20 protein-coding genes and 1 pseudogene are annotated in these 21,577 nt (G+C 40.7%); 17 read left to right on the top strand and 4 right to left on the bottom strand.

Annotation, left to right across the window (positions count from 1 at the left end):
• Positions 1-243 precede the first annotated feature (243 nt).
• Positions 244-1,230, top strand: a pseudogene (locus HMPREF9009_RS14730) (sensor histidine kinase); the annotation flags it as partial.
• A 231-nt stretch (positions 1,231-1,461) separates the two neighbouring features.
• Here the strand turns inward: HMPREF9009_RS14730 and HMPREF9009_RS14725 are convergent.
• Together HMPREF9009_RS14725 and HMPREF9009_RS25990 are read right to left on the bottom strand one after the other, a co-directional pair.
• Positions 1,462-2,607 (bottom strand): iron-containing alcohol dehydrogenase, encoded by a 1,146-nt coding sequence (locus HMPREF9009_RS14725; RefSeq protein ID WP_049702568.1) that lies wholly within the window; start codon positions 2,605-2,607, stop codon positions 1,462-1,464.
• A 79-nt stretch (positions 2,608-2,686) separates the two neighbouring features.
• Positions 2,687-2,827 (bottom strand): hypothetical protein, encoded by a 141-nt coding sequence (locus HMPREF9009_RS25990; RefSeq protein ID WP_004300101.1) that lies wholly within the window; start codon positions 2,825-2,827, stop codon positions 2,687-2,689.
• Between the two features lie 359 nt (positions 2,828-3,186).
• Between HMPREF9009_RS25990 and trpB the strand changes: the two genes are divergently transcribed.
• From trpB to HMPREF9009_RS14660, 13 genes are all read left to right on the top strand, one after another.
• Positions 3,187-4,374, top strand: coding sequence for a tryptophan synthase subunit beta (gene trpB, locus HMPREF9009_RS14720; protein WP_007752215.1), 1,188 nt, complete (start codon positions 3,187-3,189; stop codon positions 4,372-4,374).
• A gap of 48 nt (positions 4,375-4,422) precedes the next feature.
• Positions 4,423-5,829 carry an anthranilate synthase component I family protein gene (locus HMPREF9009_RS14715; protein ID WP_049702567.1) on the top strand — a complete coding sequence of 469 codons (1,407 nt, stop codon included), beginning with the start codon at positions 4,423-4,425 and terminating at the stop codon, positions 5,827-5,829.
• A gap of 133 nt (positions 5,830-5,962) precedes the next feature.
• Positions 5,963-6,529 (top strand): anthranilate synthase component II, encoded by a 567-nt coding sequence (locus tag HMPREF9009_RS14710; protein WP_117683546.1) that lies wholly within the window; start codon positions 5,963-5,965, stop codon positions 6,527-6,529.
• 4 nt (positions 6,530-6,533) lie between these two features.
• On the top strand, positions 6,534-7,529 hold the full coding sequence (gene trpD / locus HMPREF9009_RS14705; protein WP_008022877.1) for an anthranilate phosphoribosyltransferase: 996 nt from the start codon (positions 6,534-6,536) through the stop codon (positions 7,527-7,529).
• A 51-nt stretch (positions 7,530-7,580) separates the two neighbouring features.
• Positions 7,581-8,363 carry an indole-3-glycerol phosphate synthase TrpC gene (gene trpC, locus HMPREF9009_RS14700; RefSeq protein WP_049702565.1) on the top strand — a complete coding sequence of 261 codons (783 nt, stop codon included), beginning with the start codon at positions 7,581-7,583 and terminating at the stop codon, positions 8,361-8,363.
• A 26-nt stretch (positions 8,364-8,389) separates the two neighbouring features.
• The gene (locus tag HMPREF9009_RS14695; protein WP_008640637.1) at positions 8,390-9,019 is read left to right on the top strand and encodes a phosphoribosylanthranilate isomerase; all 630 of its coding nucleotides are present in this window, start codon (positions 8,390-8,392) and stop codon (positions 9,017-9,019) included.
• 12 nt (positions 9,020-9,031) lie between these two features.
• The gene (gene trpA, locus HMPREF9009_RS14690; RefSeq protein WP_004316614.1) at positions 9,032-9,802 is read left to right on the top strand and encodes a tryptophan synthase subunit alpha; all 771 of its coding nucleotides are present in this window, start codon (positions 9,032-9,034) and stop codon (positions 9,800-9,802) included.
• A gap of 221 nt (positions 9,803-10,023) precedes the next feature.
• A complete protein-coding gene (locus tag HMPREF9009_RS14685) occupies positions 10,024-11,064 on the top strand; it encodes an asparaginase (protein WP_049702564.1) in 1,041 nt (346 codons plus the stop codon).
• Between the two features lie 240 nt (positions 11,065-11,304).
• Positions 11,305-13,689 carry an LruC domain-containing protein gene (locus HMPREF9009_RS14680; RefSeq protein ID WP_049702563.1) on the top strand — a complete coding sequence of 795 codons (2,385 nt, stop codon included), beginning with the start codon at positions 11,305-11,307 and terminating at the stop codon, positions 13,687-13,689.
• A gap of 234 nt (positions 13,690-13,923) precedes the next feature.
• A complete protein-coding gene (locus HMPREF9009_RS14675) occupies positions 13,924-14,289 on the top strand; it encodes a response regulator (RefSeq protein WP_004300114.1) in 366 nt (121 codons plus the stop codon).
• Between the two features lie 17 nt (positions 14,290-14,306).
• Positions 14,307-15,464 (top strand): sugar transferase, encoded by a 1,158-nt coding sequence (locus HMPREF9009_RS14670; RefSeq protein WP_008022882.1) that lies wholly within the window; start codon positions 14,307-14,309, stop codon positions 15,462-15,464.
• 11 nt (positions 15,465-15,475) lie between these two features.
• On the top strand, positions 15,476-16,423 hold the full coding sequence (locus HMPREF9009_RS14665; RefSeq protein WP_049702562.1) for a glycosyltransferase family 2 protein: 948 nt from the start codon (positions 15,476-15,478) through the stop codon (positions 16,421-16,423).
• Positions 16,375-17,022, top strand: coding sequence for an acyltransferase (locus tag HMPREF9009_RS14660; RefSeq protein WP_004316628.1), 648 nt, complete (start codon positions 16,375-16,377; stop codon positions 17,020-17,022). Before HMPREF9009_RS14665 ends, HMPREF9009_RS14660 begins: the two co-directional genes overlap by 49 nt.
• 746 nt (positions 17,023-17,768) lie before the next feature.
• Here the strand turns inward: HMPREF9009_RS14660 and HMPREF9009_RS14655 are convergent.
• Both HMPREF9009_RS14655 and HMPREF9009_RS14650 read right to left on the bottom strand, forming a co-directional pair.
• Positions 17,769-18,380 carry a helix-turn-helix transcriptional regulator gene (locus HMPREF9009_RS14655; RefSeq protein WP_004312521.1) on the bottom strand — a complete coding sequence of 204 codons (612 nt, stop codon included), beginning with the start codon at positions 18,378-18,380 and terminating at the stop codon, positions 17,769-17,771.
• Complete coding sequence (locus HMPREF9009_RS14650; RefSeq protein ID WP_004312522.1) at positions 18,370-19,074, bottom strand: hemerythrin domain-containing protein; 705 nt, start codon at positions 19,072-19,074, stop codon at positions 18,370-18,372. Before HMPREF9009_RS14650 ends, HMPREF9009_RS14655 begins: the two co-directional genes overlap by 11 nt.
• A 209-nt stretch (positions 19,075-19,283) precedes the next feature.
• Between HMPREF9009_RS14650 and HMPREF9009_RS14645 the strand changes: the two genes are divergently transcribed.
• The 3 genes from HMPREF9009_RS14645 to HMPREF9009_RS14635 all read left to right on the top strand — a co-directional run bounded on the left by HMPREF9009_RS14645 (position 19,284) and on the right by HMPREF9009_RS14635 (position 21,496).
• Positions 19,284-20,459, top strand: coding sequence for a phosphoribosylaminoimidazolecarboxamide formyltransferase (locus HMPREF9009_RS14645; protein WP_004312523.1), 1,176 nt, complete (start codon positions 19,284-19,286; stop codon positions 20,457-20,459).
• A 134-nt stretch (positions 20,460-20,593) separates the two neighbouring features.
• Positions 20,594-21,100, top strand: coding sequence for a flavodoxin FldA (gene fldA, locus HMPREF9009_RS14640; protein WP_008022890.1), 507 nt, complete (start codon positions 20,594-20,596; stop codon positions 21,098-21,100).
• Between the two features lie 33 nt (positions 21,101-21,133).
• Positions 21,134-21,496, top strand: coding sequence for a DUF2023 family protein (locus tag HMPREF9009_RS14635; RefSeq protein WP_049702561.1), 363 nt, complete (start codon positions 21,134-21,136; stop codon positions 21,494-21,496).
• Positions 21,497-21,577 lie beyond the last annotated feature (81 nt).

Raw genomic sequence — 21,577 nt, 5'->3', positions numbered from 1 at the left:
TGTCGAGTCGATTACAGATGACAATGTGGAGTCAAATTGCTCCATGATTGAAAATATTCCTCCAAAAGGAGTGAGCTTCTCGGATTTTATTTGCATTTTTGCCATGCCTGATGAGGTTTTGTTTGATTATTTTTTTGCAACACTAAGTTAAGTGAATCCTCTGACATGGCAAAATCCTGAGCAACTTTTTGTTGCTCAGGTACTTAAAAAAAATATTTTATAATAGTGTTGCGGAATTAAGGAAGACAAATCGCCAGCCTGGTAAAAGGAAGACGATACATACCGGGAAAAATTTGCTATCAGACCAGTGCACTTCGTAATGAACCATGTGGACAATGTGCTTTCAAGAAAGCAATCGAACAAGGCAAAATAATCCGACATACAATCAGAGTAGACGATGTCGATTTTGAAGTGACCGCAACTCCCGTTTTTGGCGACGAAAAAGAAACTGAAATTATTGGCGGATTACTTCGTTTTGAAAACATCACTGAAAAACTAAAAATGAACAGAATGTTGCAAGAGGCAAAGGAAAAAGCCGAAGAATCCAATCGACTAAAATCTGCCTTTCTCGCTAATATGAGCCATGAAATACGAACCCCACTAAACGCAATTGTAGGATTTTCCGAAATGGTTTGTCAGACAGAGGAGGAAGAAGAGAAACAGGAGTTCGTGAAAATAATCTCCAGCAACAACATCTTATTATTGCAACTGATAGACGATATTCTGGATCTTTCCAAAATCGAAGCCGGTACTATGGAATTCACATTTGCGCAAACTGACATTAATGAACTGATGGAAGGTATTTGCAGACAAATGCAAGAAAAAAACTCTTCACCGGACGTACAAATCGTATTCACAGAGAGAGCAAATCAATGTATTATTAATACAGACCGCATACGCTTATCACAGGTTATCATCAACTTTACAAACAATGCCTTAAAGTTCACTTCCAAAGGTTCTATCGAAATGGGATACCGGATTGAAGAAGCAAGTGATGAAATATACTTTTATGTAAAAGATACAGGTATCGGAATTCCTGCTGACAAAATAGACAAGGTGTTCGAACGTTTCGTCAAACTGAATTCGTTTATTAAAGGAACAGGTCTCGGACTAGCCATCTGTCGTGTCATAGTAGAGCGGCTGGGAGGAGTTATCGGAGCGGAATCTAAAGAAGGAGAAGGTTCTTGTTTCTGGTTCAAAATTCCAAGAACAGAGAAAATTGAGAAATAGTAAGCAGAATACCGAAAAGCCTTGGATTTATAAAATCATTCTTTCTACTGCTACTGATTATGAAGTATACCCTGTAAGATGATAATACTGCCCCGCTACTTTACATTATTACCACTACTAATGAAATGTACCCCAAAAGTTTTATATCCAACTTTTAGGGTACACATTTTATTTAGCAAGAAGGATTTTTCGGAAACCTTCTTATTCTATAAACTTCATGTAAGAGTGTGCCTAAAGTGCAGTCTCTAATATTCTACGAGCAACAGCACCTGTTACATTTCCATTCTCACCATATTTAGCACCACGTTCATTGAAGCGGCGTTCGATTTCCAGAATAGTTTCCTGTCCGATGTTCTCTTCATGCAAACGTGTAGTCAGTCCCAGTGAACGGAAAAATTCTTCGGTACGGCAAATTGCTTCATCAATCCGCTCTTCTCTTGTACCGGAAGTAATTCCCCAAACTCTTTCACCATACTGCAAAAGCTTATCCCCTTTTTCTTCATGAAGCACTTGCAACGTGGCAGGAAGAACAATGGCTAACGTATGGCCATGTGTCAATCCGTGCAAAGCAGTAATTTCATGCCCGATCATGTGAGTAGCCCAGTCTTGAGACACTCCCATAGCAATAAATCCATTCAATGCCATTGTAGCCGAAAGCATAAAATCAGCCATCAGTTGATAATCATGCTGGTTTTCACGAATTTTCGGAGCAATCTCCACCAAAGTTTGTAGAATACCTTCCGCCCAACGGTCCATAACGCGACTCTGTCCGGAAGTAGTCATATATTGCTCCATCACATGAACATAGGTATCAGCCAATCCACAAGCTACCTGATGAGGAGGCAAAGTAAAGGTAACTTCCGGATCAAGAATAGAGAAGATTGGATAGTTGGCATAAAAAGGATATTTCTCTTTCGTTTCGCGACGGGAAATAACTGCTCCGTTATTCATTTCCGAACCGGTAGCAGGCAAAGTCAATACAGTGGAAAGAGGTACAGTATGAGTTACCGGGCGTCCGGCAAGCACTAAATCCCAAGAATCACCATCATACAGGATTCCTGCGGAAATCAATTTCGTACCGTCAATAACAGAACCGCCGCCAACAGCCAGCAAATAGTCCACTTTCTCTTCTTTTCCCAAAGCAATCGCTTTACGGAGAGTTTCGATGGCAGGATTGGGTTCGATTCCCCAGAATTCTACCGTAAAATGGTCCTTCAATGCTTCCTTTACCTGATCGTACACTCCGTTTTTCTTCACGCTTCCGCCGCCAAAAGTAATCATAATACGTTTGTCGGACGGTATTTCTTTAGCCAGCCGGGCAATCATCCCTTTTCCCATGATTAGTTTCACGGGATTTTGAAAAATAAAATTTTCCATATCTTAGTCTATTGTTATTATTTTGGTTATTAGTCACTATCCTTGCAAAGATACATGATTTATCCAAAGCCTGTCAGAATCAAGCAAAGAATTGTTGTGCCACGGAAGGAACCATAGCCGACAACCAGGGTTTCATATCCTCTGCTACCAATAACCAATACAATAATAATATAATGAAAATGGCAATAGCGATACCTACTAAAACTTTTCTCTGTTTCATAATTGTTTTTGTTTAAATATTCAATATTTATAAGAACAGTTCAGGTTGAAAATTGTTCTATATCAGAAAAATGAAGGCAAAAGAGAAAAAAAGTCATATTTTGTTTGCTGTTTCAAACAAAGTGTCTATATTTGCCCCCATAAAATTACAAAAGACAATGAGAACAATGTTAGTAAATACATATTGGTGGTGGCGCCCGTTACAACTCCGACAGTCGTAAGGGAGCAGTGCTCGTATGTATATACCTCATTAAAGATATAACAAATTTGAAAGAGCCCTGTCGCAACCTGCGACAGGGCTCTTTTTATTTACCCGTTTCAAAACAGATTCAATAATAACATAAAAATACAGATAGGATTATGAAAAGTTTTTTAGTTGACCAGGATGGCTATTACGGAGAATTCGGCGGTGCTTACGTACCGGAAATCCTCCACAAATGTGTTGAGGAACTAACGAATAAGTACCTCGAAGTGATTGAAAGCGAAGATTTTAAAAAGGAATTCGACCAGTTGCTACGTGACTACGTAGGACGTCCCTCCCCACTCTATCTAGCCAAACGCCTTTCTGAAAAATACGGTTGCAAATTGTATCTGAAGCGGGAAGACCTGAATCATACAGGCGCTCATAAAATCAACAATACCATCGGACAAATCTTACTGGCACGCCGCATGGGAAAGAAGCGTATCATCGCCGAAACCGGAGCCGGACAACATGGAGTAGCAACAGCTACCGTCTGTGCATTGATGGATATGGAATGTATCGTTTATATGGGAAAGACGGATGTAGAACGCCAGCACATCAATGTAGAGAAAATGAAAATGTTGGGAGCTACCGTTATCCCCGTTACTTCCGGCAACATGACTCTGAAAGATGCAACCAACGAAGCGATCCGCGACTGGTGCTGTCATCCTGCCGACACTTATTATATCATCGGATCTACCGTAGGCCCTCATCCCTACCCTGACATGGTGGCACGCCTGCAATCTGTTATCAGCGAAGAAATCAAAAAGCAACTGCAAGAAAAAGAAGGACGTGATTATCCGGATTATCTGATAGCCTGCGTGGGAGGAGGAAGTAATGCTGCCGGAACGATTTATCATTATATCAACGACGAACGGGTAGGCATTATCCTGGCGGAAGCGGGAGGTAAAGGAATAGAGACAGGAATGACTGCCGCTACCATCCAACTCGGCAAAATGGGAATTATCCACGGAGCACGTACCTACGTCATCCAAAACGAGGACGGACAGATAGAGGAGCCATACTCCATTTCTGCCGGACTGGATTATCCGGGCATTGGTCCGATACACGCTAACCTTGCCGCCCAAAGCCGTGCCAACGTATTGGCAATCAACGACGACGAAGCGATAGAAGCTGCCTACGAACTAACCAAACTCGAAGGTATTATCCCTGCATTGGAATCCGCCCATGCATTAGGAGCTTTGAAAAAATTGAAGTTCAAGCCGGAAGATATCGTTGTATTGACTGTTTCGGGACGAGGAGACAAAGATATTGAAACCTATTTGTCGTTTAACGAACAGCTATAAATAATTAGTCAACCATCATTCGCAATCAATAATCAAGCAATTATAGAAATGAAAACATTTAATTATACTACCCATAGCAAACAAGTGCTCGGAGATATGCATACTCCCGTCAGCATTTATCTGAAAGTACGCGACATGTATCCTCAATCCGCATTAATGGAAAGTTCCGATTATCATGCCGGAGAAAATTCCCTGTCATTTATAGCCCTTTGTCCCTTGGCAAGCATCGGTGTAAACGGTGGCATTGTCACTGCCAACTATCCCGATAATAGCCGTACGGAAGAACCGCTGACAAAAACATTCAATGTAGAAAAGGCTATGAACCGGTTTATCAATAAGTTCCAGGTGACCGGAGATAATAAGAATGTATGCGGGCTTTACGGATACACGACGTTTAATGCCGTGAAGTACTTCGAGCATATCCCGGTGAAAGAAAGTCATGATGAGCAAAACGATGCTCCGGATTTACTATACATATTATATAAGTATGTCATTGTTTTCAATCATTTCAAAAATGAGCTGACATTAGTTGAAATGTTGTCCGAAGGAGAAGAAAGCGGTTTGCCGGAACTGGAAGCAGCCATCGAAAACCGGAATTATGCTTCCTATAATTTCTCTGTAACAGGCCCCGTAACCAGCCCCATCACCGACGAAGAACACAAAGCAAATGTGCGCAAAGGAATCGCACACTGTATGCGCGGAGATGTTTTCCAAATCGTGCTTTCCAGAAGATTTATCCAACCATACGCTGGGGATGATTTCAAAGTTTATCGCGCACTCCGCAGCATCAATCCTTCTCCTTATCTTTTCTATTTCGACTTCGGAGGATATCGTATCTTTGGTTCTTCACCGGAAACACATTGCAAAATCGAAAACGGCCGCGCCTACATTGATCCGATTGCCGGAACCACCCGTCGCACGGGAGACACAGTAAAAGACCGCGAATTGACAGAGGCTTTACTGGCCGACCCTAAAGAAAATGCAGAGCATGTCATGCTGGTTGATCTTGCTAGAAACGATCTTTCACGTAATTGCCATGACGTACGCGTGGTATTCTATAAGGAACCGCAATATTATAGCCATGTTATTCATTTGGTAAGCCGTGTCAGCGGTATGCTGAATGAAGGCGCAGACAAAATAAAAACGTTTATTGACACGTTCCCGGCCGGTACGTTAAGCGGCGCCCCCAAAGTACGCGCTATGCAGTTAATCAGTGAAATCGAGCCACATAATCGTGGAGCCTACGGTGGTTGTATCGGTTTTATCGGATTGAATGGCGAATTAAACCAAGCAATCACCATCCGTACTTTTGTAAGCCGCAACAACGAACTCTGGTTCCAGGCCGGAGGAGGTATCGTAGCACGCAGCCAAGATGAATACGAACTGCAAGAGGTGAACAATAAACTGGGAGCACTGAAAAAAGCAATTGATTTAGCTGTCAAACTAAAAAATTAACCGTCCCAAATAGTCAGCCTAAAAAATAATTGCTGTTGCCTGAAAAAAGATTCCCGTTGCCTAAACGCTTCTATTTCTTTAGGCAGAAAAGCAGAGATAGTATTTGAACAACCATTTTACAATGACAATAAAAATGAAAATATTACTTTTAGATAACTACGACTCTTTCACTTATAACCTGCTGCATGTAGTGAAAGAATTAGGGGCTACAGATATAGAAGTAGTCCGCAACGACCAGATAGAGCTTGATGAAGTAGATCGTTTTGATAAAATCATCCTGTCTCCCGGACCGGGCATACCCGAAGAAGCCGGCTTGTTACTACCTATTATTAAGAGATACGCTCCGACCAAAAGCATTCTAGGGGTTTGCCTGGGTCATCAGGCTATCGGCGAAGCCTTCGGAGCACGTCTGGAAAATCTCAAAGAAGTATATCATGGCGTACAAACTCCGGTAAGCATCCTTCGTCAGGACCTGCTTTTTGAAGGATTAGGAAAAGAAATCCCTGTTGGAAGATATCATTCCTGGGTAGTCAGCCGGGAAGGCTTTCCGGACTGTCTGGAAATAACAGCAGAAAGCCAGGAGGGACAAATCATGGCAATCCGCCATAAAACGTATAATGTACATGGTATTCAGTTCCATCCCGAATCAGTATTAACTCCGCAAGGAAAAGAAATTATCAAAAACTTCTTAAACGATTAAACTTATGAAACAGATTCTATACAAACTTTTCGAACATCAATATTTGGGACGCGATGAAGCGCGCACCATTCTACAGAACATCGCGCAAGGGAAATATAACGATGTGCAAGTGGCCTCACTCATCACCGTCTTTCTGATGCGTAATATTTCCGTAGAGGAATTATGCGGTTTCCGTGACGCACTGTTGGAAATGCGTATTCCGGTCGATTTGAGTGATTTCGCTCCGATTGATATCGTAGGAACCGGAGGTGACGGAAAAAACACATTCAATATTTCTACAGCTTCCTGCTTTACAGTTGCCGGAGCCGGCTTCCCGGTTGTGAAACATGGTAACTATGGAGCAACGTCGGTCAGTGGTGCCAGTAATGTAATGGAGCAACACGGTGTAAAATTCACCAGTGATGTAGACCAACTGCGTCGCAGCATGGAAAAATGCAATCTTGCTTATCTACATGCCCCTTTATTCAATCCGGCATTAAAAGCAGTAGCTCCGGTTCGTAGAGGATTGGCAGTGCGCACTTTCTTCAATATGCTCGGTCCATTGGTAAATCCGGTATTACCTGCTTACCAATTGTTAGGAGTTTACAATCTACCGTTACTTCGCCTTTACACCTATACTTATCAGGAAAGCAAGACGAAATTTGCTGTTGTTCATAGCCTTGACGGATATGATGAGATTTCTCTGACCAATGAGTTTAAAGTGGCAACCAGCGATCATGAAAAGATTTACACTCCCGAAAGCCTCGGCTTCTCCCGTTATAAGGATATTGATCTGGATGGCGGACAAACACCGGAAGATGCAGCTAAGATTTTCGATCATATCATGAATAATACAGCTACGGAAGCTCAAAAAAATGTAGTGATAGTCAACTCCGCTTTCGCTATCCATGTGATTCGTCCGGAAAAGACAATTGAAGAATGTATTGCTCTTGCCAAAGAATCATTGGAAAGTGGACGAGCATTAGCTACACTAAAAAAATTCATTGAATTGAATAGTTAATTTGATTTACGATTAGCAAGTCTGATTATAAATATAAAAACAAACGAACTGATGAAAGATATATTATCCGAGATTATAGCAAACAAACGATTTGAAGTTGACCTGCAAAAGCAGGCTATTTCTATCGAACAATTACAGGAAGGTATCAGCGAATCTCCGACTCCCCGCTCTATGAAGCAGGCATTAGCCTCTTCCACATCAGGTATTATCGCCGAGTTCAAGCGGCGCTCTCCTTCCAAAGGATGGATACAAGAAGAAGTGCGTCCGGAAGAGATCGTTCCCTCCTATGCAGCGGCAGGTGCCTCCGCCCTTTCCATCCTTACTGATGAGAAGTTTTTCGGAGGAAGCCTGAAAGATATCCGCGCCGCACGCCCTTTGGTGGAAATTCCCATCCTTAGAAAGGACTTCATCATTGATGAATACCAGCTTTACCAAGCTAAAATTGTTGGTGCAGATGCCGTACTTCTCATTGCAGCCGCACTAGAACCGGAAAAATGCAATGAACTTGCAGAAAAAGCCCATGAATTAGGACTGGAGGTCTTATTAGAGATTCATAGTTCCGAAGAACTGGCGTACATTAACAAAGGAATAGATATGGTAGGTATCAACAACCGTAATCTGGGTACTTTCTTCACCGATGTAGAAAACTCTTTCCGCCTGGTCGGACAACTTCCTCAAGATGCGGTACTGGTATCTGAAAGCGGCATCTCCGATCCGGAAATAGTTAAACGCCTCCGGGCAGCCGGATTCCGGGGATTCCTGATCGGCGAAACATTTATGAAAACACAGCGACCGGGAGAAACTTTACAGAATTTCCTACAAGCCATTCAATAAACTAATTATTCAAAACGGACAGCCCTATGATTAACGGAAAAATTATCAAAGTATGCGGTATGCGAGAAGCTGAAAACATACAGGACGTAGAGGCTATCGAAGGCATAGATATGCTGGGATTCATCTTTTATCCTAAATCTCCCCGATGTGTCTACGAGCTTCCGGCTTACCTGCCCACTCATGCCCGGCGTGTCGGCGTCTTTGTCAATGAAGACAAGCAAGTGGTCAGCATGTATGCTGATCGTTTCGGACTGAATGATGTGCAACTCCACGGAAATGAATCACCGGAATACTGCCGGTCTTTACATTCTACCGGATTGAAAATCATCAAGGCCTTTTCTGTAGACCGCCCCAAAGACTTGAAAAAGGTGTATGACTACGAAAAAGTCTGTGATCTTTTTCTGTTCGATACCAAATGCGAGCAATATGGTGGTTCGGGAAATCAATTTGATTGGAGCATATTACACACATATAACGGAGATGTACCTTTCCTTTTGAGCGGAGGTATCAACTCATACAGTGCCAATGCCCTGAAAGAATTCAAGCATCCCCGGCTTGCCGGATATGATCTCAACAGCCGTTTTGAAACCAAACCGGGAGAAAAAGATCCGGAGCGTATCCGGACATTTTTAAACGAATTAAAATCATCACTTTAAAATTCCAACGTCATGAATAGAATTAATCAACTTTTCAATAGCAACAAGAAAGACATACTTTCTATTTATTTTTGTGCCGGCACCCCCACTTTAGATGGTACTGCCAATGTAATCCGCACACTCGAAAAACATGGAGTAAGCATGATTGAAATCGGTATTCCTTTCAGTGATCCGATGGCAGACGGCATTGTTATCCAGAATGCCGCTACCCAAGCATTGCGCAACGGCATGTCTTTAAAACTTCTTTTTGAACAATTGCGGGATATTCGCAAGGACGTAAAAATACCACTTGTATTCATGGGGTACTTAAATCCAATCATGCAATTCGGATTTGAAAACTTCTGCCGTAAATGCGTGGAATGCGGTATTGATGGCGTCATCATCCCCGATCTCCCTTTCCGTGATTATCAAGAACATTATCGTATCATTGCCGAGCGCTACAACATTAAAGTGATTATGCTCATCACACCGGAGACCAGCGAAGAACGGGTACGCGAAATAGATACACATACCGACGGATTCATTTACATGGTTTCATCAGCAGCAACTACCGGAGCACAACAGAATTTCAACGAACAAAAACAGGCATACTTCAAGAAAATAAAAGATATGCATCTGAACAATCCGTTGATGATAGGATTTGGTATCTCCAATAAAGCGACATTCCAGGCAGCTTGCGAACACGCTTCCGGAGCTATCATCGGCAGTAAGTTCGTTACTCTGCTCGAAGAAGAAAAAGACCCGGAAAAAGCCATCCTTAAATTAAAAGAAGCGGTGAAATGATTTATGATTTATGATTTATGAATTATGATTTATGTGAATCAGCAGTTGAAGCCAAGTCATTGGTAATTCTAATAAATTAATCAAGTGTGAGGGACGTGAGGGAGGTTCACATGAATGATAAATCTACAAAATCATTCGAAAACTCATAAATCATAATTCATAAATCATAAATCACTATTTTTTCCTATCTTTGCCAGCGTTTTAACAGTAATTCAACAATTATGAGAGCAGAAACCCCTTCCGTTTTGTTAATTTACACGGGTGGAACTATCGGAATGATAGAGAATCCGGAAACAGGTGCCTTAGAAAACTTCAACTTCGATCATTTGCTTAAGCATGTACCCGAACTAAAAAGATTCAACTACCGCATCTCTTCCTACCAATTTGATCCCCCTCTCGACTCTTCGGATATGGAACCTGCTTACTGGGCAAAGCTAGTAAAGATTATCAATTACAATTATGATTATTTTGATGGTTTTGTCATCCTTCACGGAACAGATACGATGGCTTACACAGCCTCTGCATTAAGCTTTATGCTCGAAAACCTAAGCAAGCCCGTCATTCTCACCGGTTCCCAGCTACCAATCGGAACTTTGCGCACAGACGGAAAAGAAAATCTCATCACAGCCATTGAAATCGCAGCTGCCAAAAACCCGGATGGTACGGCCATCGTTCCTGAAGTTTGTATTTTCTTTGAAAATCATTTGATGCGTGGCAACCGTACCACCAAAATTAATGCGGAGAATTTTAACGCTTTCCGCTCTTTCAATTATCCACCCTTGGCACGGGTAGGTATCCACATCAAATATGAACCCCATCTTATCCGGAAACCAGATCCGACAAAACCATTAAAGCCGCATTATCTATTTGACACCAATGTAGTTATTTTGACCCTCTTCCCTGGTATCCAAGAGAGTATCGTAACTTCTCTGCTTCATGTTCCCGGATTGAAGGCAGTTGTCATGAAAACCTTCGGTTCAGGAAATGCCCCGCAAAAGGAATGGTTCATCCGCCAACTAAAAGAAGCTACCGATCGCGGAATTATCATTGTCAACATCACACAGTGTGCCTCCGGAGCAGTAGAGATGGGACGTTATGAAACAGGAATGCACCTTTTGGAAGCAGGTGTAATCAGCGGATATGACAGCACTCCCGAATGTGCCATAACAAAGCTCATGTTTTTATTGGGACATGGATTACCCAACAAGGATATCCGATATAAAATGAACTCCTGCTTAATAGGAGAAATTACTAAGTCTTAAATTAAATACACTTAATATAATCCTTTGATTTTCATTTTAAGCGGTCTTATAAAAGTGAAAATCAAGGGATTCTCTTCATCATCACCGAGACTTCATCAAACCTAAACGAGCCAAAGAAGAACCAAAACGGAAGTATAGTTGTTTTCACCCTATAAAATAACAGAAAAAACATTTCCAATAAAAGATATGCAGTTATTTTTGTGATGGATTTGGTTACAAACAATCAAGCAATAATACATTATGATGAAGAAAACAGTTCAATTTGTGCCCATTATTGCAATAGCAATAGCAGGTACTATGTTTAGTTGTGTGGACTCCGGAAAGGATCTCTATGATCCGTCTTATGAAACACCTAACCCGATGGGAAACGGCTTTGCTGCTCCCGATGATATCGATTGGAACATGATAACCACAAAAAATGTTTCAGTCGAAGTGAAAGATGAAGAAGGAGGGCAATTTGCTTATTTAATTGAAATATATGCAGAAGATCCTTTGACTAACGAAAATGCTTCCGTACTCGCTGCAAGGACAGCTAACAAAGAAAATAACTTTAAATTTACAGCTGCTGTCAGCCTGCTTCCCACTCAAAAGGGTATTTACGTGAAACAAACTGACCCTAGAGGACGTGAACAGGTATATCAGTTCGATGTGCCCGAAAACAGCGATAATATTACCTGTAAGCTCTATTATGCAGAATCTGCAGCACAAAATAGAGCATTAATGAGTCGTGGTGTCGCTACTAGAAGCCTTGCATTTAAAAAACCGGATTATTCTTCCATACCAGCTGACGCTAAGGAAGTTACAGAAATGACAGGAACTACTTTACTGCGTAATGCTAATTACAAAATCACCTCTGACTATAATGGTATATTCAAATTTGACGGATATGACGGTGATATTGCAACCAGAGTTTATGTAGATGCCCAATGGACTATTCCTGCAACTTTCCAATTCCAGAACGGAATTGAAATCATTGTGATGAACAATGCAAAGATTAATGCATCAGGAACCATGACGTTCATCAGAAACTCCATGCTGACTATCATGGAAAAAGGAGAAGTAAACGCAGACGATGTATCATTCACTAATGGAGCGCCTGCTGCATTAAGAAACTGGGGGACACTGGCGGTAACAAATACCATGATTCTGCATTCCGGTGCAACACTCTACAACGAAGGAACCATAACAAGCAGAGACATCTCAATCAATTCTAACACAAAAATTGTGAATGATAATAAAATTGAGCTTGAAGGTACATTAAATCTGCCATCTAATTTCTCACTAGAAAATAACGGAGAGATTTATGGTAAGGAATTAATTGCAAATTCTAATGCTGTTGCTACCAATAACAACATCATGAGATTTACAACTATCAGCCTCACCAATACAACATTCAACAATGCTTGCAGTCTGGAAGCCACAACTTCTTTCTATGCAAACGGAGCAACATTCAACTTTACCCAAGGATACTTAAAAGCTCCTACGATGGAGTTTGTTAATGGGACAGTCAACTTGAGCAATGGTTCTATGCTGGATGCAACTACAAGTATTTACATGAATACAGCTCATGCTAAATTTTACGGAAAAGGCGAAAATACTTCTATGATAAAATCTCCGGTTATAACCGGACAAGGTTTTACGTATGATGGAAATTTAGTTATTGAATGTGATAATCATGTTGAAAAGAGCCCATATTGGAACAACTTCTATGTACAAAATGGCGCATACTTTACTAAAATGGGAGAATCCAAAGTCGTGATAGAAGTCTGCACGGGTACTAAGAATAATGGAAATGAAGGAGAAGAACCAGAAGATCCTAAATTCCCGATCATCATGGATGACACTCGTAATTACGCTTATCTATTTGAAGACCAGTGGCCTTTATATGGAGATTACGATATGAACGATCTTGTTTTGATTATCAAAGAAAGAAAGATTTCCATCAACAAGGATAATAAGGCAGAAGAGTTCACGCTAAGTCTTGATTTATCGGCTGCGGGAGCTACGAAGAGCATCGGAGCTGCTATCATGCTGGACGGTGTTCCTGCCAGTGCTATCACACAACCGGTGGTGTTCAGTGATAACTCTCTTGCTAAAAACTTTAATGTGAATAGTAATAAGATTGAGAACGGCCAGGACTATGCTGTTATCCCATTATTTGACGATGCTCACAACGCATTGGGAAGAGACCGTTACGAACAGATTAATACCATTAAAGATCATTCTGCCAATACGAATCCTAAAAATATCAGTTTCACTATCAAGTTCAGCAACCCAATTTCTGTGGATGAGCTTAATATCAACAAACTGAATGTGTTCATCTTCGTAGAAGGAAACAGAAACCAGCGTAAAGAGATCCATATCGTCGGTTACCAACCCACTAAGTTAGCAAATACCGACTTGTTCGGAGGCAACAACGACGATAGCTCTACTTCCCGCAAAAGATATTACATCAGTAAAGATAACCTAGCATGGGGAATCATGGTTCCGACAGACTTCAAATGGCCTTTGGAATATATGAATATCAAATCTGCTTACTCGCTGTTCGAAAGTTGGGTAACAAGTGGCGGTACTAAGAATGAAGAATGGTGGAAAACTTTTGATTCATCAAGAGTCTATAAATAAGCCAAACAGTCAATCATCAACACGGATTTCATGAAAGTTGAAATCCGTGTTTTTTCATCAAGATACTGTTAGTCGCAATTAATAGAAAAAAAACATATATCACGAATTTTACTCTCCAGAATGGAGATTATTCTAAAATAATATCTATATTTGCAGTGTATCACAAACATAATGTGACAACAATCTCAATCAATAAATCAAATAACAAAGCAAGCGATAGAAAGGTCTATTCGTATGAAGAAAAAAATATTACTAGTCGACGATAAATCGACAATCGGAAAAGTGGCCGGTGTGTATCTAGGAAAAGAGTATGATTTTACCTATTTGGAAGATCCCATCAAAGCAATAGAATGGCTTAATGAAGGCAATGTACCTGACCTCATTATTTCAGACATTCGTATGCCTCTTATGATGGGTGATGAATTTTTAAGATACATGAAGAACAATGAATTATTCAAATCAATTCCTATCGTTATGTTATCCAGCGAAGAAAGTACAACGGAAAGAATCAGACTACTGGAAGAGGGAGCAGAAGACTATATCCTGAAACCATTCAACCCATTGGAACTCAAAATCCGAATCAAAAAGATTATTGACTAATACCGGGTCTTCTACACATGCAATATTTTGTTTATATAGGCAGAGATAGCAAAACAATAGAACTACTCTCCCGACTAAGTATTGGGGTATTCTATGCTGCGTCCAATTGTAGCAAAGCTGTCAAAGTATTGGAGAAAATACGCGAAAAATATGACGCAGCCCTATTTTTCGAACAGGTGAACTTATCCCAAGATATTGCAGATATCCAATACATGCGCAAAAAATATCCGGGACTTTATATGATACTCGTCATCGATTCCTTGTCTAAGGAAGAAGCATCCGAATATCTTAAAGCCGGCATTAACAATACAATCAAATATGAAACGAGCCAAGAGGCTTTAAAGGACTTATCGACTTTCCTTAAACGAAGAAAAGATCAGAAAATAAAGGCACTTCAGCTTAAAACACAAAATATTAATGCTTTCCGATTGCCTTTATGGAAACGAACTTTTGATATATTCTTTTCGGGAATGGCGATATTATGCCTTTCTCCTCTCCTAATATTTACTGCATTAGCTATCCGGTTAGAAAGCAAGGGCCCCATTATCTACAAATCCAAGCGAGTAGGAAGTAACTATCAGATATTCGACTTCCTTAAATTCCGTTCGATGTACACTGATGCCGACAAGCATTTAAAGGATTTCAATGCTCTTAACCAGTATCAACAGGAAGATGAGGATATTTGGGGGGAAGAACTGGAACCGGATATTAATGAAGAAGCCGACGAAGAAGAAATCCTCCTGATATCGGACGATTTCGTAATCTCCGAAGAAGACTACATCAACAAGAAGTCCAAAGAAAAAAGCAATGCTTTCGTTAAATTGGAAAATGACCCGAGAATAACAAAGATAGGACGCATTATCCGTAAATATAGTATTGACGAATTACCCCAGCTTATTAATATTTTAAAGGGGGATATGTCAATAGTAGGCAACCGTCCTCTCCCACTCTACGAAGCCGAATTGCTGACAAGCGATGAGCACATCGACCGTTTCATGGGGCCGGCCGGATTGACCGGTTTATGGCAGGTAGAGAAAAGAGGCGAAGCCGGTAAACTTTCTGCCGAAGAACGCAAGCAGTTGGATATCACCTATGCAAAGACATTCTCTTTCTGGCTGGATATAAAGATTATTCTGAAAACAGTTACTGCATTCATTCAAAAAGAGAACGTATAATCTCCTTTCAGATGATAGACTCTTATATCTACATAATAGATGATCTGATATTCTTTTGTACAGGGCTTTTGCTGCTATACCTCTTTGTGATGGCCGTAGCTTCACATTTCAAACATATCACTTATCCTAAAGCTCAAAAAACATATCGTTGCGCTATTCTCGTTCCGGAAGGAAGCCTTCTTCCGGAAATATATAAAGAAGAATCATACGAGTTTATCACATACAGCGATCTGTATCAGGCAATCAACAGCTTAGACCAGGAGCATTACGACCTGGTTCTCTTTCTGTCCCATACAGCCTCTGCTTTATCTCCGCAATTTCTGGACAAAATATACAATGCATACGATGCCGGTATACAAGCCATCCAGCTACATACGGTAATAGAAAACCGCAAAGGTTTCCGTAATCGCTTCCGTGCTATACGTGAAGAAATAAAAAACAGCCTTTGCAGAGCCGGTAATACACAATTCGGACTATCCTCCCATTTGCTGGGAACTAATATGGCAATCGATCTGAAATGGCTGCAAAAGAACATGAAAAGTTCCAAAACCAATATTGAGCGAAAGTTATTCCGGCAGAATATATACATTGATTACCTGCCGGACGTAATTGTATACTGCCAATCCGCTCCGGTCTGCCCTTATCGGAAACGTATCCGGAAAACGACTTCCTACTTGCTCCCTTCCATATTTGAGGGAAACTGGAGTTTCTGCAACCGGATCGTACAACAATTGACACCTTCTCCACTTAAATTATGTATCATCGTAAGCGTTTGGGCTTCGTTGATAACCGTATACAATTGGACCTTATCATTCGGATGGTGGATCGCACTCTTCGGTCTATTAATCACTTACAGCCTGGCAATCCCTGATTATCTGGTAGAAGACAAAAAGAAGAAAAAACATTCAATATGGAGAAAAAAACACTTAAACAACGAATTAAAGAAAACCCCGGCTTGAAACAGGCTGTGCATCGTTTCATCATGCATCCCGTTAAAACTCGCCCCAACTGGTGGATACGGCTCTTCGATTTCATATACCTGAAACGTGGAAAGGGTTCTGTCATCTACCGGAGTGTCCGCAAAGACCTCCCTCCTTTCAACCGGTTCTTCTTGGGAAAATATTCTGTTGTCGAAGATTTCTCCTGTCTGAACAATGCAGTTGGCGACTTAACAATCGGAGATTATACACGCATCGGATTAAGAAATACAATCATAGGTCCGGTTCATATCGGCAACCACGTCAATCTGGCACAGAATGTAACAGTCACAGGACTCAACCACAATTACCAGGATGCGGAAAAGATGATTGATGAACAAGGAGTCAGCACACTGCCTGTTGTCATTGAGGATGATGTATGGGTAGGCGCCAATTCGGTCATTCTACCGGGAGTAACCTTAGGAAGACATTGCGTAGTGGCTGCCGGAAGCGTAGTCAGTCATTCCGTTCCACCTTATTCAATATGCGCCGGATGCCCTGCAAGAATCATAAAAGCATACGATTTCGAGACTAAAGAGTGGAAGAAAGTAGAGAAAACGCCTGCCACTAACCATAAATAGTGAGAACTACTACATAATATACCTCATAAAGGTGATTGTGACTCATACTGAAACGAACTATCTTTGCAGTATCAGAATTGAATTAATTAGTCATAATTTTATTACGTAGCCACATTTAAGTAAAAAATGAAATAGAATCCTGCCGAAGCGATTTCGTCGGGATTTTGTTTTTTATTACCCTCCTAACCTGCAAGATCAAGCAACCCTATTCATCGATAAGTTTTCGTCTACAAAATAGTGACGCTATCCGGCAAGGATAGTGACGGTATATGTCCGGGATAGCAACGGTATCGTTGTCATATACCGTCACTATTTTTTCGCTTGCATGGACCCTTAAACCTACTATATAGTCTATACTAATAATACTCTCTGTTTAACCCATAACAATGCGACAGACTTAAATCCCATATAAATAAAAAAAACGAGCTAATTCTTTTTATAGAACCACTCGCCACCGCATCAGAAAAGCCTAAAGGCTTTTCCATAGTACCTCAAATTTCCTGAAAACTAATCTTCTTTTTACCTAAAAACGTCTTACCTATTGTTATCCTTTTACCTTCTATTAAAAACTTATCCTATTGAACTAAACTAAAAAACTTTTAATACCTTAAACTGTCTAATCTAATACCTCTATTTAATATTTTCTTTTACCTTATAAACTAACAGCAATTTCTCAACTGCTTTGCAAAGGTACGAATATTTTTCGTGTGCGCAAACGGTTTTATATTTTATAACACTTCCGCAGGCTATAAGTCTTTCACATCGCTCAATGCAACCAGCTTATTTACAATAGCATAGATAGTCAAACCGGCAGCACTATGTATTTGCAATTTTTTGCTAATATTTCTCCGGTGTGTAATCACCGTATGAATCGACAAAAAAAGCTTTTCCGCTATTTCCTTATTTGTCATTCCCTTCACCACACAGATAACGATTTCCTTTTCCCGCTGGCTAAGCGTATCCTGATTATCCATCCCTTCTTCTTCAGAAACCACATTCAGCAAACCCGCAATTTTCTTAGAAAGAGTTTCCAAATCATCGAATATTGAAATAGACTCATCATACTTACCCAATAATGAAGCATCTACAAAAGAAGTAACCAACGCTATTAAACGTATCCTTTTACCAGATATTTCTTCTCGAAACTTAGCTACATCAAAGTAATCACCAAAAGCAGGATTGACAATCAACATCTCGGGACATTGCGTCCGGACGCAATCGTGCAAAGCTTCAACAGACAACAATTCTATTGGTTGCACTTTTACGTTAGAAAGACGCTTCAATGCAGCAGTCAACCCACCACGAATAATTACAGAGGTCTCTGCAATAGCTATTCGAACAACTTCGTTATTTTTCATTTTCCCTAATCCTCCTTTCCAAATTCAGAATAGCAGGAACAAAAATATAGTCCTCAACCTTGCAATGAGATTCCAGTCCGGCTTCACAAGCATATATGTCGAAAAGAGCCGCGTTCAGAAGATTCTCATTTGCTTTGGCAGGGCAATATTTTATAATGATATTTTTTAGTTCTGTCAACTTCTCCCCTACCTGATCGTGATGTTTGGAAAAGGTACTGATCTGATAGTTTTTGGGAGCATTTCCCTTAATCAATGAATCGACATACTTAAAGACGGTTTTCTCTTCATAATCCATGTGCTTACGCACTTCTCGTGTATATTCATCAAAAAACTTGAGAATAAGAAAAGCTACATCGTCCTGCGAACAATCAATTGCCTCGATCAATTTACGACGAATAGCCGGAAGAGAAAAATCAAGAAAATAAATATGTGCCTGCCGCAGATAATCAATCAATGCAGGTATGGAAATATCATCTTTATCCCCATCGAGCCGGGAAAAGCCTTCAGCCATAAAGTTGACTACAATCAGAAAAGTCCGACAGTCCACTCCATTTAGTTCACAAACTTCTTTGACTGTTTTGTCACCAAACCCCAATGAAAGCCCAAAACGACTCATCACTTGCAACAAAGAATAATTATCGCTGATGAGATCGATCATCTTATCAGTCGGCTTGTATTTCTGTAAATTATCCATCATACCTATGTATATTAGAGAGTACAAAGAAACGGAATATTTTGCTGAAATGCAATCATCATTTATAGGTATTTTAAATCATCATTTATTGGCAAATACTAATTATACGCTACTATTTTGTGGCACAACTTTAGGCAAGCTAGTCTTTTTTTAGTAATTTTGTCGCTATCTATTTGTAATTAGTAACTCATAATTTTATATTTAATAAAATGGCAAACGAACTCGAGCTGAAATACGGCTGCAACCCCAATCAAAAGCCTGCCCGTATCTTCATGAAAGAAGGAGAACTCCCCATCGAAGTATTGAACGGACGTCCCGGTTATATCAATTTGTTGGATGCGTTCAACAGTTGGCAATTAGTGAAAGAACTGAAAGAGGCTACCGGACTGCCGGCTGCCGCTTCTTTTAAACATGTCAGCCCTGCAGGTGCTGCTGTTGCGGTAGAAATGAGCGACACGCTGAAAAAGATTTATTTTGTGGACGACATGAAACTGTCTCCATTAGCTACAGCATACGCCCGCGCACGTGGCGCAGACCGTATGTCATCTTACGGAGACTTTATCGCATTGTCCGACACCTGTGATGAAGAAACAGCACGCATCATCAACCGTGAAGTATCCGACGGCGTCATTGCTCCTGACTATACTCCCGAAGCACTGGAGATTCTGAAGAATAAAAGAAAAGGAACCTATAATGTAATAAAGATAGATCCTGCATACCGCCCGGCTCCTATCGAACACAAAGATGTATTCGGAGTGACTTTCGAACAGGGAAGAAACGAATTAAAGATCGATGAGAGTCTTTTGAAAGAGATGCCTACGCAGAATAAGGAAATTCCGGCTGATGCGAAACGCGACTTAATCATTGCCTTAATCACTTTAAAATATACGCAATCCAATTCGGTGTGTTATGCCAAAGACGGGCAGGCAATCGGTATTGGCGCAGGCCAACAGTCACGCATCCACTGTACGCGTCTGGCAGGAAATAAAGCAGATATCTGGTATTTACGCCAACATCCGAAAGTGATGAACTTGCCATGGATTGAAAAAATCCGTCGTGCAGATCGTGACAACACTATCGACGTTTACATCTCGGAGGATTATGACGATGTATTGGCAGACGGCGTTTGGCAGCAGTTCTTCACAGAAAAGCCGGAAGTGCTGACACGTGAAGAAAAACGGGCATGGCTGAATACGATGACAGGTGTAGCTTTAGGATCGGACGCTTTCTTCCCATTCGGAGATAATATAGAACGCGCGCATAAAAGCGGTGTCAGCTACATTGCACAACCGGGTGGTTCCGTACGTGATGACCATGTGATTGGAACTTGCGACAAATATAATATGGCAATGGCATTTACAGGCATCCGCCTATTCCACCATTAACAATATCGACTATTTTTATTCCATATATCCCCATTTATAATGAGAATGAGACAAATCTTCCATTATAAATGGGGATTTCCTATTTCTTCAAGCCCCTCTATCTTTGCAGCGTTACATTTAAAAACGAATCAAAGATGAATAAAATTGGTGTATTTTATGGTTCCACAACCGGAACAACAGAAGACCTTGCCCGTCGAATTGCAGAGAAATTAGATGTACCATCGGCAGATGTATTTGATGTATCCAAGCTAACAGAGGCATTAGTCAATGAATATGACGTATTGGTGCTCGGCTCTTCCACTTGGGGAGCAGGCGAACTTCAGGACGACTGGTACGATGGAGTAAAAGTTTTAAAGAAATGTGATTTATCTCATAAGTCTGTAGCCCTGTTCGGTTGTGGCGATTCTGACTCGTATAGCGACACCTTCTGTGACGCAATAGGCATTCTTTATGAAGACTTGAAAGATACCCATTGTAAATTCTGTGGAGCAACAGACACCGCAGGCTATACCTTCGATTCTTCTATTGCTGTCGTAGACGGTAAGTTTGTAGGTCTTCCGCTTGACGAAGTCAACGAAGATAGCAAAACAGACGAACGTATCAACGCATGGGCTGAACAAGTGAAACAAGAAATTAGCTAATTTTACCTTAACATAAAAAGAATACTTTGCATCATGGCAACTGAAAGAATCCTCCCCGGCGAAATCCGAATTTTTCTTAATCATATTTATGAGTTTAAGAAAGGCGTACGCAACATGGTACTTTACACAATGAGTAAAGAGCACGAAGAATTTGCCATCCGCCGATTGAAAAATCAAAAGATCAGTTATATGATACAGGAAGTAGGTACCAATAAAATCAACCTGTTTTTTGGAAAGGCAGAATGTATGGAAGCCATGCGGCACATCATCATCCATCCTTTAAATCAACTGACTGCCGAAGAAGATTTTATTTTAGGAGCCATGCTGGGATATGACCTATGCCAGCAATGCAAACGATATTGCAGTAAAAAAGAAGGTATAAAGATGGCAGTTTAAGCGATAACCTTAGCATAAGTTTAGCTTTGTTTGTATGTAGTTTGTCTTGAGTGGAATCGTTTCTTTAAAAATAGGTATCCA

It is taken from the genome of Bacteroides sp. 3_1_13 (genome assembly GCF_001185845.1).
GTDB lineage: Bacteria > Bacteroidota > Bacteroidia > Bacteroidales > Bacteroidaceae > Bacteroides > Bacteroides xylanisolvens.
This window is presented reverse-complemented; position numbering and strand designations above follow the sequence as displayed.